Origin of the sequence: Clostridium neuense, from assembly GCF_045310695.1 — a bacterium.
Taxonomy (GTDB): Bacteria; Bacillota; Clostridia; order Clostridiales; family Clostridiaceae; genus Clostridium_S; species Clostridium_S neuense.
Genome location: NZ_JBJIAA010000001.1, coordinates 74,559 through 91,814 on the forward strand (window position 1 = coordinate 74,559; position 17,256 = coordinate 91,814).

A 17,256-nucleotide genomic window follows, 5' to 3' on the forward strand; every position below is an offset into this window, starting at 1 on the left:
TCACATATTAAGTGCTGCTGCATTGATTTTTCTTGCTAAGGCATTTGCTATTCTGTCTATATCTGCCTGCTCTCGTACTACTATGGTATCTGCAAGCTTAGCTATGGACACTCCTCCAGATCCATTTGCCATACTTCTATTTTGCTGCGCCGTTAATACTCTTTCACCTTCATGAAGCTCAGCTACATATCCATTATAAGGTACATATGAAAGACCTGTGGCGTGGCTGCCATCAGCTTTACCTCCAAAAATCCCCTTAAAGAAGTTTATACTTGCTTTTATTGGATGAGCTAAAAAATCCGTAAGCCCTTTCCAAATCTTTTTAATTTCATCAACAACTGCCTTGGTCTTATCTCTTATTCCGCCCCAATTGTGTTTCCAGGCTTCATATAAAAGTACACAAGCAGCTACTATAGCAGTTATTGCTAAAACAATAGGATTAGTTTGAAATAATGCAAAAACACCTCTAGCTGCACTTTGAATTACAGTTGATGAGGTTGTAACTATTTTAAGTAGTCTATTTTTTAGTGCTGATCCTATAGAATCCATAAAACCTTTAACATCATCGCTGAATTTTTTAACGGTTTTAGATCTTTTACCTAAATCATCAATTATACTTTTAACTTCACTAAAACCTTTTTTTAACTCAGAGCCTAGTTTAGGTACAGACTTCATTACCGATGCTAGCGTGAACTTCTTAGACATTAAAGTCGAAACTTCCTTTATGGCTTTTGAGAATGGAGTTACAACCTTTCCAAGCCTTTTAAAAGCTTGTTCTATTTTTTTAGGATGTTTTTCTATTTCTTTAAACATATTAATTATTTTCTTAGCTGAACCTGAATTTAAGGAATCTAATTGCTTTTTTAATTTGCTAAAAGCTTTAGTTTTTTCTAGTTTCTTTAAAACAGGCTCAATTACTTTTATGTTCTTTTTAAGCTCTGCAAAATCTTTTCCTAATTTTGCACCATCAAGCTTGTTCAAAGCAGGTATATTAATACCAATAGCTTTCACACCATTTTTTAAGCTGTCTACTATAGCCTTAACCTTACCAGCATCTTTATCAGAAGCCTTCATTGACTGACTGTTTTTCACAACCTGCATTATAGTATTTAGCGCTTCTTTAGGTGCACCTTTTATTTTTGAAGACTTGCTAAGCTTTTCTAATGCATCCTGCCAGCCTTTTCCTCCTACTTTTAAAGTATCTATATTCTTTAAAGCTTCCCCCATATTGCCTTTTTTTATGGAACTTGCAACCTTTTGAATGTCATTTATAGTTTTATCTTTGTCCGCAGCTATCTTACTAATTGGTTCTAATATTTTTTTGTATTTTGATTTATCTCCTACTAATTTAGAAATATCCTTAATTACTTTTTCAAAATCAAAAGAGCTACTTTCGCTGGGACTTCCCTCCGCAGCCTTTAAATTCTTCACCCCATGCTGGCTGCTTTTTGCTTGTTCACCAACTTCTGAAGTTTTTAAGTTATCATTTATAGACTTTGTGCTACCCCTTAATTTTTTACTTACAGGTGAATTATTTATCCTCGAAATATTATCTTTTACCGTATCCGCATTTTTCTTTGTATTGTAAACTGCATCTAAAACTATTTTCTTAGGCTTTTTAGAAAACTCATTTATCCTCTTTACTGTATCTAAAAACTTAGTCTTTGCCATATCCTTAGCTTCTATTTTTATTTTTTTATTACTACCTACCTGTACTAAATTATTTTTGATAAGACTTGTTTCCTCAATAAATTCTCTACTATCTGCCCTTATTTTTACTGATAAATTGATATTTCGCTGACTTTCAATGACTCTCATGGTTTCATTTAAAATACCCTTAAATTGCTTTGTTTTGTCGATAACTTGCCTTATATTATCCATATAGTCATCGGTATTAAGGGTCATATTAACTTGTAAATCATCATCTTCCACTTTTTCACCTCCTTGCATTGACTTTTCTCATAAATATTAATTTTCATCAACATTCTTTTAAATCACAGCACTTCTACCTCCATAACAGGTATCTTTTTATTTTCAATTTCATGCCATTTTTTGTTTTTATCCAAGATTTCTCTTTCAATAAATGCTCTTAAAACAATCTTGTCTCCCAACTTCATATTCCAGTATTCTGACGGTGTGCTTATCCTTTTAGTTTTAAAAAGATAGTACATTAAGTTAACTTCACCGTCAGAATTTATGAGTTTTTTATTTCTTCAATTGTACCTTTGTCAAAGCCACATAAGCTGTTTATGTGATTATATAAATTTGTTATTTCTCCTGGTCTTCCAGCAAACATTTTTTCAATTAATTCCACAGGACTATGTGCATTAAAATGCTCTAAAAGCTGTTTATCCTTTAAATTCGGTTCCTTTACTCCTTCTAGAACAGTAAGTATTTGAATTTTGTTTACATCAATGTCACTTAGTTCATTATTTACAAGACTATAAGAACTTTCTTGAATTGCACTGTATTCCTTCATAGAAAGTGCTTCTATTGTAAATACTACTTCCTCTCCTAAACTCTCACTTAAGCTTTGTATTTTAACCTTCTTAACCGGTTTTTTTATTTTACTTGTATCTGCCTTTAACAATAAATCCATAACATTATTACTCATTTTTATTCCTCCCGTATAATATAGTAGTAACAATAAATTGACTACTGTAATACTAATTAATTTTTCGCCAAAAATATTGCGAAGCAAATACAGAGTAGAGAGTAAGGAGTAGAGAGTAGAGTGAATGATGATTTTCTGCTTTTGCAGAAAATCTAAAACTTATTGCTAATGCAATTTCAACATAATACTGTGTTTTTATATAATTTTAGATTTATCTGACGAGAGGAAGATAAATCATCCTTCACTCTACTCTTTACTCTCTACTCTCTACTCTGTTTTAATGTTCACAATTTATTACATAACCTCTATTAATCCTTATAACACTGGAACAGTGTCATATATTTCGTAATCTGAAAAAGTAAATGGTATGCTTTCTGTGACCATCTTCTTTGCTTCCCAATCACTTAATGGAAGCTCATCAAAGGTTGCATCCTTTATTGCTATTCTTTCTGTGCCCTCACTATCTGGGTCATCCAGTTTGGATATTATAGTGCAGGTAATAGTATGTCCTGCTTTTATAGCATCTCCAAATTTTATAAGCATTCTAGAATTTACTTTGTTTAATTTAAGGGTACCCTTTCCTTCATAACCTGTTACCTTGTATTTCTTTCCTCTTGCCTTACACATTTTTACTTCTTCTTTTGTAAGGGTTACTTTGGCTTGAAGTGCTGTAACCTCACTTATATAATCTCCATCAATCCAAACTTCGCCCTCTGTACCTGATATTGTTTTTTGTGAATCATATGCCATAATAAAATTCCTCCTTATATAATAACGTTAATGTTAAAGTCTTCCATTGCATCTGTCCATTTTAAATTTGACATTAAGAAAACTTTATCTTTCGTATTTGCTTCTTTAATTTGCTGCTCTTTCATGCTGCCGGTGTCTTCTCCTATTGATTTTAAATAATCTTCCTGAGCACTTATATCAATTGATACTTTGTTATAGTCAGCCAATGAGCCGTCCAGTAATCCTTCTAAAACAAGCTGATCATTGTAAGCTTGAATTGCAGATATAAGCAGTATTTTGTTATCATAATTATTAGGATATTTTCCTAAGTAAAAATCGCCTACAGTTCTTTTTACATCATCATGCCACATATCACTTTTATCTACTATTAAAATCTTTTTAAAGTCTTCTCCCTTATTTGTATCAATAGTTGTAAGGGAATTTACAGCTCTGCCTATTTTACACTTTTCACCATCATTAATTATTATCAGTTTACCTTCCGAAACTGCTTTATCTCCATCATCCTTTGTTAAATGCGGAACATCCTCTACCTCACTTAATACAGAATAAGTTGCAGACATTTTTAATGGTGTTCCTGCAAGCAAGCCTGCTATTCTAGAACAGTATTTAGCCGTCGTATATGTTTTTCCAAAAGCAGCTATGTTATCAGTGTCAAAATTTATTACTCCTTCATAATCTGCAGCCGTGTGTGGAAGAACTACTTTTACTTTTATGTCTTTATCATCTCTTAACTGCTTTATCCAGGTTACAATTGCATCGGTTTTGTCTACATCTGGTATTGCCAAATAATCAAATTTAACTGTTTCTAAATAGTTAAGTGCTGTAGAAAAATCTGCCGCATCGGCTGGCACTACATAAACTATTACTTTTTTAGGTGGATTTTCTCCTCCAATAAGTGCAAGCTTAATCTGTTCTTTGTTAGCATCCGCAAGACCATCTATAATATCATTTTCATTTTTTACTACAAATGGATTAGTACTAGGTACTGCATCCTTTAAAACCAAGGCTACAATTCCTCTTTCTCCACGTTCTATTGCCGTATTGGCTTTGTTTTTAAAAATTATATTAATACTAGGTAATTCCATTTTTTATACTCCCTTCACTATAACCTCTGAAGCCGTTTGTCCAGTAGGTTCCTCTCTTATTAATTCAAAATAATTTATAAACACTTCAAAGTGCAGCACAATTCCAGTGCCATCGTATTCTGTTTCATATTGCGTATAATCAATTCTTAAGCTTCTGCCATTCACATCAATGGAGGTTTTAAATATATTCTCTAGATTATCCGCAGTATCAAAAGCATCCTCAGGAGAATTATCCTTAGGAAAATACTGTATATCCACCATAATAAGTCTGGATTTTGAATTTTTATTCTCCTTCTGACCATTTATAGGAATTAGCTGCATAAAAAAAGCAGGCTCTTTAAATCCCTGCTGTATGCTTTCATCATATATTGGTATATCCTTATAATTTTCAGTTATTAAAGTTTTAAATGCATTCCTAATCTCGTTATAAGTTGCCATCAAACTCTCCCTTCCAAAAATTTTTAAGCCATGTTACTACTTCTGAGTTCAAGTCGTTATTAAATTCTTCAAGGCTTATTCTCATCATATGATTTCCAGGTACAAATAACGTAATATTTTGAGAAACGTCAGTAGTTCTATAGCCATATTCCATACTCTTTGCCAATTTGCTGGTATTATATACTTGAATATGCCAGCCTTCTTCATCTCTTACAATTGGACCTATAATCCAGCTTTCTCTTACTTCTTCTCCATTTCTAATTGAAGTTCTTTCAACCAGTTTTTCTAGAAATTCATAAGCCAGTTTAGATAACTCATCTTCAAACTTTTCCTCAAAATCTTCATCTGAATTTTCAAGTCCTTCTATAAGTTCATCAATATTATTTAGTTCTATCAATTATCTACCCCCTTCCTTTTTTAGATAACTTTGAAACTTAAAATTACAAATTTCAGGGTTATCCTGACAAACTGAAATTTGAAGAAGAGTAGAGAGTAAGGAGTAGAGAGTAGAGTGAATGTGGATTTGCCTTTCGCTTCTCTCAGGTAAATCTTAGAACTTAATAGTGTCAACTGCGCCAAGCACTATATTTTAAGCATCTTTAGCGCAATAAGTTTTAGATTTTTCGAAGCATAGCAGAGAAAAATCATCCTTCACTCTACTCTCTACTCTTTCTTTCAAATTTTAGTTTGTCTATCTCTAGAATAAAAAAGCAGCCAGAAGTTATTACCTTCTCAACCGCTTTTTTTATTCTATGCTACTAGTATACTATGGTCTGTATGTATTTTCATCCTCAATCCGTCTTCAATTTTTCCAATAAAAATCCAAAGTAATTTATCAGCATTTACTGGATTAATGACTCACAAATTATGTATAATAAAATATATAAACTAAGGAACATTTTAGTTGAATTTTATTTAACTAATATTACAATAGAAAAGGAGAATTATTATGCTTGAATATAAATTTGATACACAGTTATTAATTGCTGGAAAGAATCTTTCAGAAAATGAGATTAGAGAATATATTACTCAAAACATCGAAGGCGATTGTTTAATTGCAGTTGGAGATGAGGAACTGATAAAGATACATTTTCATACAAATACTCCATGGAAGGTACTTGAATATTGTGCTTCGTTAGGTGATATTCATGATATTGTTATAGAAAATATGGAACGTCAAACTAATGGTCTTCAAGGTTAAGCAATAAATATAAATCCATACTGACAAGGAAGATTGTAAAGTAAAGTGTGTAAGTTTTTTTCTAACTTACACACTTTATTTTACAATCTCAAAAGTTCAAAATGATGCTATACTCTATATTTATATAGTATTTTTTTCATATCACATTGATTTCTCTCTATCCATTCATAAAAATCTTGATTTTTTTCTTTAACTTCTAATGCAATTTTATATAAAAATTCTGGCAGCTTTTCTCTTAGTATATCTCCATGATAATCAGCAAGTCTTGCTTTAGCTATACCAAGTTTTCCTCCTAAATACACCTCAAATACTTCCTTAATCTGTCCATCAACATTTTTCTTCTTTCCACAAAAACCTATTCCACCTATTTCATGAGCACTGCAGGAATTTGGGCATCCTGATATATATAATTTAGGAAGAACATCTTCAACAAAATTCCTTTCTCTAAAATAAGTTATGATTTCTCTTAACACGTTTTGACTATCTAAAATACCCACTTGGCAGGTAGGCACTCCAATACAAGCTATGGATTGTTCTAATCTATTTTCTCCTCCAATATGCTCCGTAATATCTAGCATTCTTTCAGCTTCTTTTCCATCCAAATTTCTAATGTAAAGTCCTTCTGCCATAGAAAGTCTTATTTCTGAAGCTTGGATATTTTTCGTTTCGTCTAGAATGAGCTTAAAATCATCTATTGATAGTTGACCGCCTATTGGATGAACATAGACACTATACAGACCTTTTTGCTTTTGCTCAACCAATCTTTTACTTTCTACTAAAGTTTTAACTCCAAGCTTATCATATACTTTTTCCTCAACACTAATTTTTAGTTCATTAGATTCTTTAACTTCCCCGAGATGCTTTTTATAACATGCTATAAATTTTTCTTTTCCCATTCTTTCAACTATATATCTTATACGAGCTTTATTTTTGTTTTTGTAATCTCCTTCATTTATAAAAAGCTGTGTCATCGCTTCTACATGATATAAAACATCTTCTGGTATTATAAGTTCTGGAAATTCTATACCAACCCTTGAATTTCTACCAAGACCTCCTCCAAGATACGCTTTAAAATATTCTTTGCCATCTTCTCTTACTGCAAAGAAACCTAAATCAACAGCTCCTGCATGTGGAAAGTCTTTACTATTATTTGAAAAGGCAACCTTTAGTTTTCTAGGAAGTTTATACATGTATACTTTATTTAGAAAGTAATTGCCAACTGCCAAGGCATAGGGTGATACATCAAAGGCTTCATCTTTATCAACTCCTGACAATGGAGAAATAGCAACATTTCTAGGAAAATTTCCACCTGACCCTCTTGAATATAATCCTTTATTTATTCCTTCTTCCATAGAATCACAAACTTCATCTATATTAATTCCATGGAGTTGAATTGATTGACGTGTTGTAAGATGTATCCACTTCAATTCGTATCTTTTAGCAAAATCATAAATTAATTCTAAATCCTTTCTATTTGCTATTCCAGATGGTATTCTAAATCTTATCATAAACTCTTTACCACTTCTATGAGCATATACTCCCATTCCTCCAGAAGCGCCCTTAAAATCCATCTTACTTACTTCACCGTTTAAAAACTTATGTCCGAGTTTTCTAAAACTTTTAACCTCTTCTAGTAAAATTTCATTTAAATTTTCCACTATATATCACACTCATTTCTAACACTTATTCCAGCACTGCTATAAATACAGTATACCTTTTTACGCTTAAATAGTAAAATTAACAAGACGTTCAAGTTTTCCCCAAATTGCACAATTTATTTTATACTCTTGAATAAACTTAAAGCTACATAAAATAAATGCATCCCAGAAGTCCTTAAGCTCCTGGAATGCATATCCAACTATATATTTCATTTATAATTTTATCTCTTCTTATATATGCAGAAGATCTGGACATATTAAGTTCATTTGAAACCTCCTCAACACTTAACTTTGGTTTAAATTTATATTTAAGCTCTATAAATTCTAAATCCAATTTTGAAAGCCTATGCATATTGCATTCAATTTCAGAAGCTTCCTCCTCTACCTTTCGCAGTTCTGCTTTTAATTCTCCTATTCTAGCAAGCTTAAATACTTTTTCTCTTTCCAATCTTTCTATAGCTTTTACAAATTCTCTTTCAGCATAGCTTGTATAATTTAAACTTGTCTGAACCTTTTCACCATATGTAACTGCTCTTGATTCTTCTTCTATAATAACATTATTATTCTTAATATCTTCCTCTATCTGAGTAATTTGTTCTTCTAATTTACTTATTTTTAATTTAATTCCCTTTACTGTATACTCCCGTTCAAAATAACTATACAATCTCTTTTCAACTTCTTTTAATATTTCTTTATTCATTTTATTTACCTCACAATCCCCTTTATTGTTATATAAGAAACAAAAATGTTTTTTGTTAGTATTATAGAAACTTTATATTTATAATATATGCCTTTTTTAGAGCACAGCTTTAATATAAAGCTTTTTTGTTTCCATGTCAATAACATTTTTCATTTTTGTTTACATTTAGAAACAATTGTACTATAATTTCATTATAAGATATCAAAGGAGATTTAATGATAATGGGTGAACTTAGTGGTAGATTAAAAAAATTAAGGGAAAACAAAGGCATCTCTATGGATAAGATGTGCAGTGATTTATATAAGCTTTACGGAGTAAATCTAGCAAAAAGTACTATATCAAAATGGGAAAACGGAAAGATGGAACCTACTTTATCTTATGCTAGAATTCTTTCAAAGTATTTCAACGTCACCTTAGATTATATAACCGGAATTTCAGAGAATAAGGAAATTAAGGATAGCTCAAATGGTCTTGAAACAATAGCTGCTCATTTTGATGGAGAAGAATTTTCCGAAGCTGACAAGGAAGATATTGAAAACTTTATAAGGTTTGTATTGTCCAAGAAGAAAAAATGAGTACAGACATTTTAGGAGGAATTATATGATTAAGGCTTTAAAAGATGAAATAGAAAAACAAAACTTAGAAATAATTGAAGTTAATTTCAAAGGAAACTTAAAGGGACTTTACTCTGATAATACTATAGCTCTTGATTCAAAAATTGAAACAGAAAACGAGAGAAATTGCGTTCTTGCTGAGGAAATAGGCCATTATTATACTTCTTATGGAGATATAACAGATCAAAAAAATATAAAAAGCATAAAGCAGGAAAAACGAGCTAGAAATTGGGGATATGAAAAATTAGTTAATTTATTAGATTTAATATGCGCTTTTGAAAAAGGACTTAGAAGTAAAACTGAGCTTGCAGACTATTTAAATATAACCGAAGAATTTTTAGAAAAAGCTATTAAGCATTACAAAGAAAAATATGGGGTTTATCATGAAATAAATAACTATATCATATACTTTGAACCTAATTTAATAATTTTAAAAATGTTTTAAAAAACAGCACCAGTATTTTACCAGTGCTGCTCTATTTATGCTCCTAAACCTTCAAACTGCATGTTATAATAATAAGCGTAAAGGCCTTGCTTTTCAATTAACTGTTCGTGATTTCCTCTTTCTTGTATACCTTCGTTGTTTATAACTATAATTTCATCTGCATTCCTAATAGTACTCAATCTATGAGCTATAACTATAGTTGTTCTGTTTTTCGAAAGCTCTTCAAGAGATTTTTGTATAAATCTTTCACTTTCATTATCAAGTGCTGAGGTAGCTTCATCTAATATTAATATTGGAGGATTTTTAAGGAAAACTCTAGCTATTGAAATTCTCTGCTTCTGTCCTCCAGAAAGCTTAACGCCTCTTTCTCCAACATAAGTATCATATCCATCCTCAAGACTCATTATATAATCGTGAATATTTGCTCTCTTGGCAGCTTCTATAATTTCTTCATCCGTAGCCTCAGGTTTTCCGTAACCTATGTTTTCTTTAATTGTACCAGAGAACATATAAACATCCTGCTGAACTACTCCGATGCAGCTTCTTAAGGATTCAAGAGTTATATCTCTTATATCTTTTCCATCAATTGTAATAGCTCCTTCTGTAACATCATAAAATCTAGGAAGCAGAGAACATAAAGTAGTTTTTCCTCCTCCAGATGGACCAACAAGAGCAATGTTTTTTCCTGCCTTTATATTAATACTTAAATCTTTTAAAACATAAGCCTCGTCATCGTAGCTAAAGGACACATTTTTATATTCTATATTTCCTTTTACATCCTTTATGACTTCTGCATTTTCCCTATTTTCTATTTCTGTTTCAGCTTCCATAACATCTATAAATCTCTTAAAGCTTGCATATCCCTTTTGGAACTGCTCTGTAAAGTTTATAAGTACATCAATAGGATTTATAAGTATATTTATATACAAAGCATATGTTGCTAAATCAGTAGCTTTTACAGTACCTTGAGTTATAAATATTGCGCCAGATACTATTACTGATACATATAAAACACCTTGAAAAAACGAGTTTCCAGCCATAAATTTTCCCATAGCTACATAGCTGCTAACTTTAGAATCAAGATAATTTTTATTTGCTCTTCCAAACTTTCTTTTTTCAAGCTTTTCATTGGCAAAGGATTTTACAACTCTTATTCCAAGAAGACTGTCCTGAACCATTGAGTTTACATTAGCTATCTTTTTTCTATTATCCATAAATATTCTCTGCATTTTACTATTTTGAACAAAAGAAAAAACAACCATAACAGCAGTAACAGCACACAGTATCAAGGTCATCTTAACATTTATTGTAAGAAGTATCGCAAAGGAACCTAATATTTTAAGTGCTGATATAAAAATATTTTCAGGTCCATGATGAGCAAGCTCTGAAATATCAAATAAATCTGATACAAGCTTTGACATCATCTCGCCAGTATTATTTTCATCATAATAAGAAAATGGAAGCATTTGAAGATGATCAAATAAATCCCTTCTCATGTTAGTTTCCATTTTCGCTCCCATAATATGTCCCCAGGAAGCTATAAAATACTGGCAAAAATACTTTACCACATACATAATTAAGAGACCAATTCCTATATAAGTTATAGTTTTCATTATGTAAATTTTGTCCATTATGAAAAAGTGCTTTACAAGATAATTAAGTATAACCGGAAAGGATAAGTCAATTAAAGAAACAACAAGTGCACAGAACATATCTGCAAAAAAAAGAAACCTATACGGCTCATAATATTTTATGAATTTTTTCCACACCTTCATATATTTAGTATTCCCCCTTATTTAGAGTTACCACATCAAAAGCAAACTTATGCATAGTTAAAACTTTTGTTGATAAATCTACAATATATCAAATATATAATGCAAAAAATAAATAACCCGTACTAGTCCAGTAAAAATATTGTAATATTATCAATTTCTAGCTTTATTACTCATAAATTCAGCAAAATATATTGATTCATTTTATCATATGAATAATTATAACATAATAATTTTAAAATTCCAATTATCCTTAAAACAGAACTTTATAAAATAATTTTAAAAATTAATATAAATTTATGAATTTAAAGCTTTACTTTTTTTATTTAACCGTTTACCATTGTATGTGTAAAGTAAAATAATACAAAAATTTATATAGTATGATTTTAAGGAGGACTTTGACATGTCTATAATTAAAGATAAGTTTGGCAAAACAAAGGATGGTAAGGATGTTGAGATATATACTCTCACTAATTGTAATAATTCAAAAGCAAAAATAATGACTTATGGTGCTACCATAGTTTCATTAATTGTTCCCGATAAAGATGGACATTTTGCAGATGTTGTGCATGGATATGAAAATATAGAATCCTATGAAAAAGGTGATAAATTCTTTGGAGCAGCTATTGGAAGATGTGGCAACAGAATAGCCTTTGGTAAATTTACAATCGACGGAAAAGAATATTCAGTAGCTCAAAATGATGGCAAAAATCACTTACACGGGGGCATAAAAGGCTTTGATAAGGTTGTTTGGGATGCTAAAATAATTGACAGTGAAAAGAATGTACTTGCCCTTTCATATTTAAGCAAGGATGGTGAAGAAGGATATCCTGGAAATCTTAATGTAACTATTACTTACACCTTCACTGATGACAATGCTATAGAAATAAACTACAAAGCAGTTAGTGATAAAGACACAGTAGTAAATCTTACAAACCACTCTTACTTTAATTTAACTGGTAATCAAGCATCAACAGCTTTAGATCACAAATTAATGATAAATTCTGATGAATTTACAGAAGCTGATGAGTTCTCTATTCCAACTGGTAAATTTGTAAAAGTAAGTGGAACTCCAATGGACTTTAGAAAATTAAAAACTGTTGGTGCTGAAATAAATGAAGATTATTATGAACTTAAATTTGGCGGTGGCTATGATCACAACTGGATGTTAAATACTAAAGGAAACATAAACGAAGTTGCTGCTAAATTAGTTGATGAATCTACAGGCAGAGTTATGGAAGTACATACTACTAATCCAGCTGTGCAGTTTTACAGTGCAAACTTCCTTGATGGCTCTGATATTGGTAAAGGCGGCGCTGTATATCAAAAGAGAACAGCAATTTGCCTTGAAACTCAATATGTTCCAAATGCTATAAACGATAGCCACTTTGAGTCTCCACTTTTAAAAGCTGGCGAAGAGTACAATCACACTACAATATATAAATTTTCAACAATTGCGAAGTAACAATGCTTCATCCCATACACGGGGTTTGGGATGTAATCCCATTATCCTTCTAGAATAAGATAAAAGTACCTTCAATAATAAATTCTATAAATCTAAGTGGTGAATTTAAGCGAGTACCTGCTCAAGGTATGGAAGGATAATGGGCAAAGCCCATACCCCGTGCATGTTTACTCGCTGAAAATGCTCAAACAGATTGAAATATCTAAGTATTTTATGATTTTTAAGTTAAGATTTATTAGGATTTTTTAGGCATCTGAAATAAAATAACAAGTTCATATTGTGAGATGATTTTGTGTAATACGAGGAAACTGGTTCCGTTAATACTAGGTAGTCTTAGCGGGTTCAGTTGACGAAATATTACGCAAAATTAGCCACTAGATGAACTTGTTATTTTTTTGAAGATGCCGTGAACTGTTCCTTCAGCATTGTTACTTCGCTCCCACCGTAGTGCAAGGAAAAAATTCCTCCGTACCTACGGAATTTTAGATGTAAACAAATTATCTTTTGAACAATATAAAAATCACATTATATACTGCTTTTTATTCTAAATCAGCATGCCTTGAAAACATCTCATCTGAAGTTTCACCAATTTCATTCATTATCTGCAATACAATTGCATCATAAGTAAGGAAAGATATCTGTTCAAAGGCAGAACCCATAGGTTGAATGGATTTTATATACATTCTTTCATTTTTTAGTTTTGGTGAAACCCCTGGCAGTACTATTATAATATCAGCAATTTTAGCTATTGAAGACTCAACGTCCATTGTAATCAAAGCTATTTTCAGTCCAATTTTTTTTGCCTTCTTTGCCAAGGATACTAAACTTTCCGTTTCTCCAGAGCCAGAGCCTATTATTAATAAATCATTTTCCTTTGTGTGAGGCGTTGTAACCTCCCCAATTAAACTCACTTTAAAGCCTAAATGCATGAGCCTATTGGCAAAAGCAGAAATAGCAAGTCCAGATCTCCCCTTTCCTGATAAATATATACGATTTGCCTTTTTAATTTCATCCACCAAACAATTCAAATCACCATAATTTATGTATTGACAATTTTGAGTCAGTTCTTTAAGAATATCTTTTATATAATTTTTATCGTTCATACTTAGCACCAACCTTCAGCAAGCTTTCGATTCTACCCTCGATATCATCGCCTCCAAAAATATATCCTCCAGATACAAATACATCTGCACCAGCTTCAAGACAATATCCTATTGTTTCATCAGTTATATTACCATCAACTTCAATTTTGTATTTAAGTTCATTATCTTTTCTTCTCAAATCATCAAAATATTTAATTTTATCTAGTACAGCTGGTATAAATTTTTGTCCACTTACACCAGGATTAATTGTCATAACCAGTACCTGATCAACAAGTGGAAGTATTTCACTAACTGATCCCACTGGAGTACCAGGATTAATTGCTATACCTGCTAATAATCCACGTTCTTTAATCACTTGCATAGTACGATATATATGCCTACTTGCTTCAATGTGTACTGTAATTAAATCGGCACCTGCATCAGCAAAATTATCAATTATATTTTCCGGTTCTTCAACCATCAAATGGCAATCTAAAATTAGTTCTGTTGATCCTTTTAAGTCATGTACAATACCAGTTCCAAAGGATAAGTTAGGCACAAAGTGTCCATCCATAACATCTATATGTAAATACTCCGCTCCTGCATCTCTAACTAGACTAATAGTTTTTCTCAAATCAAGTAAATTAGTATTAAATATAGACGGTGCTATGATCATATAGCATTACCTCCATTTCATATTAATTGTAAGTAAAGGTATTTAAATTTAAAACACATCTAAATTTAAATACCTTTATAAATTCTATGTGGTTAAAAAATTATTCTCCCATTATCATAATATTGCATTTTCTTTTGCGTTCACGATTTTGATCCCAATCTACAAAGTATAATCGTCCTAATGATCCAAGAAGCATTTCTCCATCTTTTATTATAATAGTTTCGCTAGCACTTCCAAAGATAGAGGCTCTAATATGTGCTTCAGTATTTAGCATTGTCCATTTTTCGGCCGGATAATCTGGATCAGAAAGACTCATTCCAAACTTAATATGTTCTGGCCCTGGACTGTTATATTGATTTTCCGTAGTACATCTTGGAGCAATTTTATCCATTATATTATTGATATCTACCTGCAAATATTCATCACCAAAATAATTAATGTCATGCATGTTTTCATCAAAATATACTGAACATGTTGTATGAGGAACTGAAACAACACATATTCCATTTTTAATTTTTGAAGCTTTAGTAAATTCTTTTAATTCTTCAGTAATATTATGATACGATGGTCTACCTAAAACAGTATTTATAGTAATTTGTTTATGAAAAATCAACATCTTAACTCCCCCAAACTATTAAAGAGCTAATCTATTTTTTAACTCATCAAATAATCCAGTAACTCCTGCTCCAGTTAACAATGGAAGTCCATTTATTACTTTATCTTTTATATTATCTGGAACAATTGTAGTACTAATTACTGCATCATAATCATCAATACGATTGAGTTCATCAGCAATCTTAGACTGATATATTTTTATATCATTAGTATATCCTTCTTTTTCAATCCACCTACTAACTTTAGCAACTGCTATAGTTGATGTTGCATGTCCTGCACCACATACGATTAAAAGTTTTTTCATAATATTATTTCCTCCTTATATTTTAGTTAGCTTTAACTCTAATTTTATTTGTATAAATTAAAAGACTTAACACTGCTATTCCAATCAAACAAATTCCGATTACTCCCAGCTTATCGACCATAGTTACAAATAAAGCAACTGGCCATAAACCACAGTTAACTGAAGAAACAGTACCACTAGTTCCAACATTATAATGAGCTAGTTTAAATACTTTAGTAATTAACGGAGCTAGCCAAGTTGATAAATACAACATTGTACACATATACATTGCACATCCTATAATGGTACGAATAATATTTCCCCTAAAGAATGGAATCATTAAGCAAATTGCAAAAGCATAAAACGCTAAGTCACCAAATGGTAACACTTGATTTCCAGGCAAAATAATTGCTAACAATAAAGATATAGGAACCATTAAAAGAGTTGCTGACATAACAGCCGGATGTCCAACAGTTAAAGCTGCATCCATACCAATGTTTACTTTTCTACCATTTAATTTTTTATCTGTAAACTCTTTAGCTGATTCACAAATTGGAAGTAAGCCCTCCATAAACATTGCAACCATCTTAGGCATCAACTTCATTATGGCTGCTGTTTCCATGCCTAATTGAGTAATCTTGGCAAAATCATATCCAGCTAAAGCACCAATGGCGATACCAATAACCAAACCTATTACAACAGTATCCCCAAAAATACCAAACTTCTTTTGAATAGTATCTGTATCAGCATCTATTTTATTTAAGCCAGGAATTCTATCAAACAACCAGTTTATTGGGATAGCAAATACAACTCCGCTAAGTGCCATCATATGGGTAATAGCAATTCCAGGATAATTAAAGAATTTGCTAATTTTTTCTTGAAATAAGTCTGCAAGCAGCCATTGAAGCATTAAACTTACTACCATTGCAGCAATACCCATCCAAAACTTTCCTGTCAAAGCATTGATAGTTAATGCAATAAATGCAGGGAACCAGAAATTCCAGATATCCACGTTTAAAGTTTTTGTCCATCCTAACATGACAAACACAAAATTTAAAATAATTGAAATTGGGATTATCAGGATTCCCATAGTCGTAGAGAATGCCAAAGGTCCACCAACACCACAGCCAATATCCATAACACTTAATGAAAACCCGTATTTTTTTCCCATCAATTGAATTGCTACACCTAAACTACTGGATAACAATCCAATAACAAGATTTAATCCAATAAAACCTATACCGACAGTAATACCAGCCATAATAGCCTTTGAAAGCTTTACTCCTAATACTAATCCAAATATGCAAATTATAACAGGCAAGAATACTGTTGATCCTAAACTAATAAACCATTTTAATACCTCTAACATTTTTTATCCCCCTAATTTTAATTCAATTGCGCTTTTTCTAATAGTTTTTTAAATTCTTCTTCAGAAGCACATTTTTTTAATTCTTCAACTGCTTTTGAATCTTGAAATAAATTAACTAAATTTTGAAGTGTTTCAAGCTGTTCATGTGGCTTACTCATTGCAAGCATAAAAACTAGTTCTACATGTATGGCATGGCTTATATCCACCATATCATTAAACTTAACTGGCTTTTTTAATGATGCAAAACAAATTTGAGACTCATTAACTCTGCTTGAATCAGTATGTGGAATAGCAAAGCCTGTTCCATTAACCATCAAACCCGTAGGATACTCTTGTTCCCTTGTTAAGATTCCCTCCAAATAACTTTCTTTTACAAAACCTTCTTCATATAGCTTGTTTGCCATTATCTCAAACAATTCTTCCTTACTCTCCACCTCTAGTTGTAGAAAGCAAATATGTTTATCAAAGTACATGTTTGTCCTCCAATCT

Annotated in this window: 20 protein-coding genes; 4 read left to right on the forward strand and 16 right to left on the reverse strand. The window is 31.4% G+C overall.

Translation table 11 applies throughout. The features are described from left to right. The 7 genes from ACJDT4_RS00370 to ACJDT4_RS00400 form a co-directional block, all read right to left on the reverse strand. Positions 1–1,932, reverse strand: a complete 1,932-nt coding sequence (locus tag ACJDT4_RS00370) for a hypothetical protein (RefSeq protein ID WP_406785539.1) — start codon at positions 1,930–1,932, stop codon at positions 1–3. A 62-nt stretch (positions 1,933–1,994) separates the two neighbouring features. Then, entirely contained in the window at positions 1,995–2,171 is a 177-nt protein-coding gene (locus ACJDT4_RS00375; protein ID WP_406785540.1) for a hypothetical protein, read from the reverse strand. Between the two features lie 23 nt (positions 2,172–2,194). Then, entirely contained in the window at positions 2,195–2,614 is a 420-nt protein-coding gene (locus ACJDT4_RS00380) for a phage tail assembly chaperone (RefSeq protein WP_406785541.1), read from the reverse strand. Between the two features lie 315 nt (positions 2,615–2,929). Then, entirely contained in the window at positions 2,930–3,364 is a 435-nt protein-coding gene (locus ACJDT4_RS00385) for a phage tail tube protein (protein ID WP_406785542.1), read from the reverse strand. Positions 3,365–3,378: 14 nt separating this feature from the next. Then, positions 3,379–4,449, reverse strand: a complete 1,071-nt coding sequence (locus tag ACJDT4_RS00390) for a phage tail sheath subtilisin-like domain-containing protein (protein WP_406785543.1) — start codon at positions 4,447–4,449, stop codon at positions 3,379–3,381. Positions 4,450–4,452: 3 nt separating this feature from the next. Next, on the reverse strand, positions 4,453–4,887 hold the full coding sequence (locus ACJDT4_RS00395) for a phage tail terminator family protein (protein WP_406785544.1): 435 nt from the start codon (positions 4,885–4,887) through the stop codon (positions 4,453–4,455). Next, positions 4,874–5,284, reverse strand: coding sequence for an HK97 gp10 family phage protein (locus tag ACJDT4_RS00400; protein WP_406785545.1), 411 nt, complete (start codon positions 5,282–5,284; stop codon positions 4,874–4,876). Before ACJDT4_RS00400 ends, ACJDT4_RS00395 begins: the two co-directional genes overlap by 14 nt. 552 nt (positions 5,285–5,836) lie before the next feature. Between ACJDT4_RS00400 and ACJDT4_RS00405 the strand changes: the two genes are divergently transcribed. Further along, positions 5,837–6,088, forward strand: a complete 252-nt coding sequence (locus ACJDT4_RS00405; protein WP_406785546.1) for a kinase to dihydroxyacetone kinase — start codon at positions 5,837–5,839, stop codon at positions 6,086–6,088. Positions 6,089–6,195: 107 nt separating this feature from the next. On the opposite strand, the gene ACJDT4_RS00410 is transcribed toward ACJDT4_RS00405, so the two are convergent. Together ACJDT4_RS00410 and ACJDT4_RS00415 are read right to left on the reverse strand one after the other, a co-directional pair. Further along, positions 6,196–7,746: a nitrite/sulfite reductase gene (locus ACJDT4_RS00410; protein WP_406785547.1), complete on the reverse strand. Its 1,551-nt coding sequence runs from the start codon at positions 7,744–7,746 to the stop codon at positions 6,196–6,198. A 175-nt stretch (positions 7,747–7,921) separates the two neighbouring features. Then, positions 7,922–8,446: a sigma-70 family RNA polymerase sigma factor gene (locus ACJDT4_RS00415; protein WP_406785548.1), complete on the reverse strand. Its 525-nt coding sequence runs from the start codon at positions 8,444–8,446 to the stop codon at positions 7,922–7,924. A 221-nt stretch (positions 8,447–8,667) separates the two neighbouring features. Here ACJDT4_RS00415 and ACJDT4_RS00420 point away from each other — a divergent pair, with 221 nt between their 5' ends. After that, on the forward strand, positions 8,668–9,021 hold the full coding sequence (locus ACJDT4_RS00420; protein WP_406785549.1) for a helix-turn-helix domain-containing protein: 354 nt from the start codon (positions 8,668–8,670) through the stop codon (positions 9,019–9,021). A 25-nt stretch (positions 9,022–9,046) separates the two neighbouring features. Further along, positions 9,047–9,505, forward strand: coding sequence for an ImmA/IrrE family metallo-endopeptidase (locus ACJDT4_RS00425; protein WP_406785550.1), 459 nt, complete (start codon positions 9,047–9,049; stop codon positions 9,503–9,505). Between the two features lie 35 nt (positions 9,506–9,540). Here ACJDT4_RS00425 and ACJDT4_RS00430 read toward each other — a convergent pair whose 3' ends face one another. Continuing rightward, positions 9,541–11,280 (reverse strand): ABC transporter ATP-binding protein, encoded by a 1,740-nt coding sequence (locus ACJDT4_RS00430; protein ID WP_406785551.1) that lies wholly within the window; start codon positions 11,278–11,280, stop codon positions 9,541–9,543. Between the two features lie 400 nt (positions 11,281–11,680). Here ACJDT4_RS00430 and ACJDT4_RS00435 point away from each other — a divergent pair, with 400 nt between their 5' ends. Then, positions 11,681–12,742, forward strand: a complete 1,062-nt coding sequence (locus tag ACJDT4_RS00435) for an aldose epimerase family protein (protein WP_406785552.1) — start codon at positions 11,681–11,683, stop codon at positions 12,740–12,742. Between the two features lie 539 nt (positions 12,743–13,281). On the opposite strand, the gene hxlB is transcribed toward ACJDT4_RS00435, so the two are convergent. The 6 genes from hxlB to ACJDT4_RS00465 all read right to left on the reverse strand — a co-directional run bounded on the left by hxlB (position 13,282) and on the right by ACJDT4_RS00465 (position 17,240). Next, entirely contained in the window at positions 13,282–13,845 is a 564-nt protein-coding gene (gene hxlB / locus ACJDT4_RS00440) for a 6-phospho-3-hexuloisomerase (RefSeq protein WP_406785553.1), read from the reverse strand. After that, complete coding sequence (rpe, locus tag ACJDT4_RS00445; protein ID WP_406785554.1) at positions 13,835–14,500, reverse strand: ribulose-phosphate 3-epimerase; 666 nt, start codon at positions 14,498–14,500, stop codon at positions 13,835–13,837. The genes hxlB and rpe overlap by 11 nt, the downstream gene beginning before the upstream one ends. Positions 14,501–14,600: 100 nt before the next feature. Next, entirely contained in the window at positions 14,601–15,116 is a 516-nt protein-coding gene (locus ACJDT4_RS00450) for a YjbQ family protein (RefSeq protein WP_406785555.1), read from the reverse strand. Positions 15,117–15,134: 18 nt separating this feature from the next. After that, positions 15,135–15,419 carry a PTS sugar transporter subunit IIB gene (locus ACJDT4_RS00455; RefSeq protein ID WP_406785556.1) on the reverse strand — a complete coding sequence of 95 codons (285 nt, stop codon included), beginning with the start codon at positions 15,417–15,419 and terminating at the stop codon, positions 15,135–15,137. A 22-nt stretch (positions 15,420–15,441) separates the two neighbouring features. Next, complete coding sequence (locus ACJDT4_RS00460; protein ID WP_406785557.1) at positions 15,442–16,767, reverse strand: PTS galactitol transporter subunit IIC; 1,326 nt, start codon at positions 16,765–16,767, stop codon at positions 15,442–15,444. Between the two features lie 17 nt (positions 16,768–16,784). Next, on the reverse strand, positions 16,785–17,240 hold the full coding sequence (locus ACJDT4_RS00465) for a PTS sugar transporter subunit IIA (protein ID WP_406785558.1): 456 nt from the start codon (positions 17,238–17,240) through the stop codon (positions 16,785–16,787). Positions 17,241–17,256 lie beyond the last annotated feature (16 nt).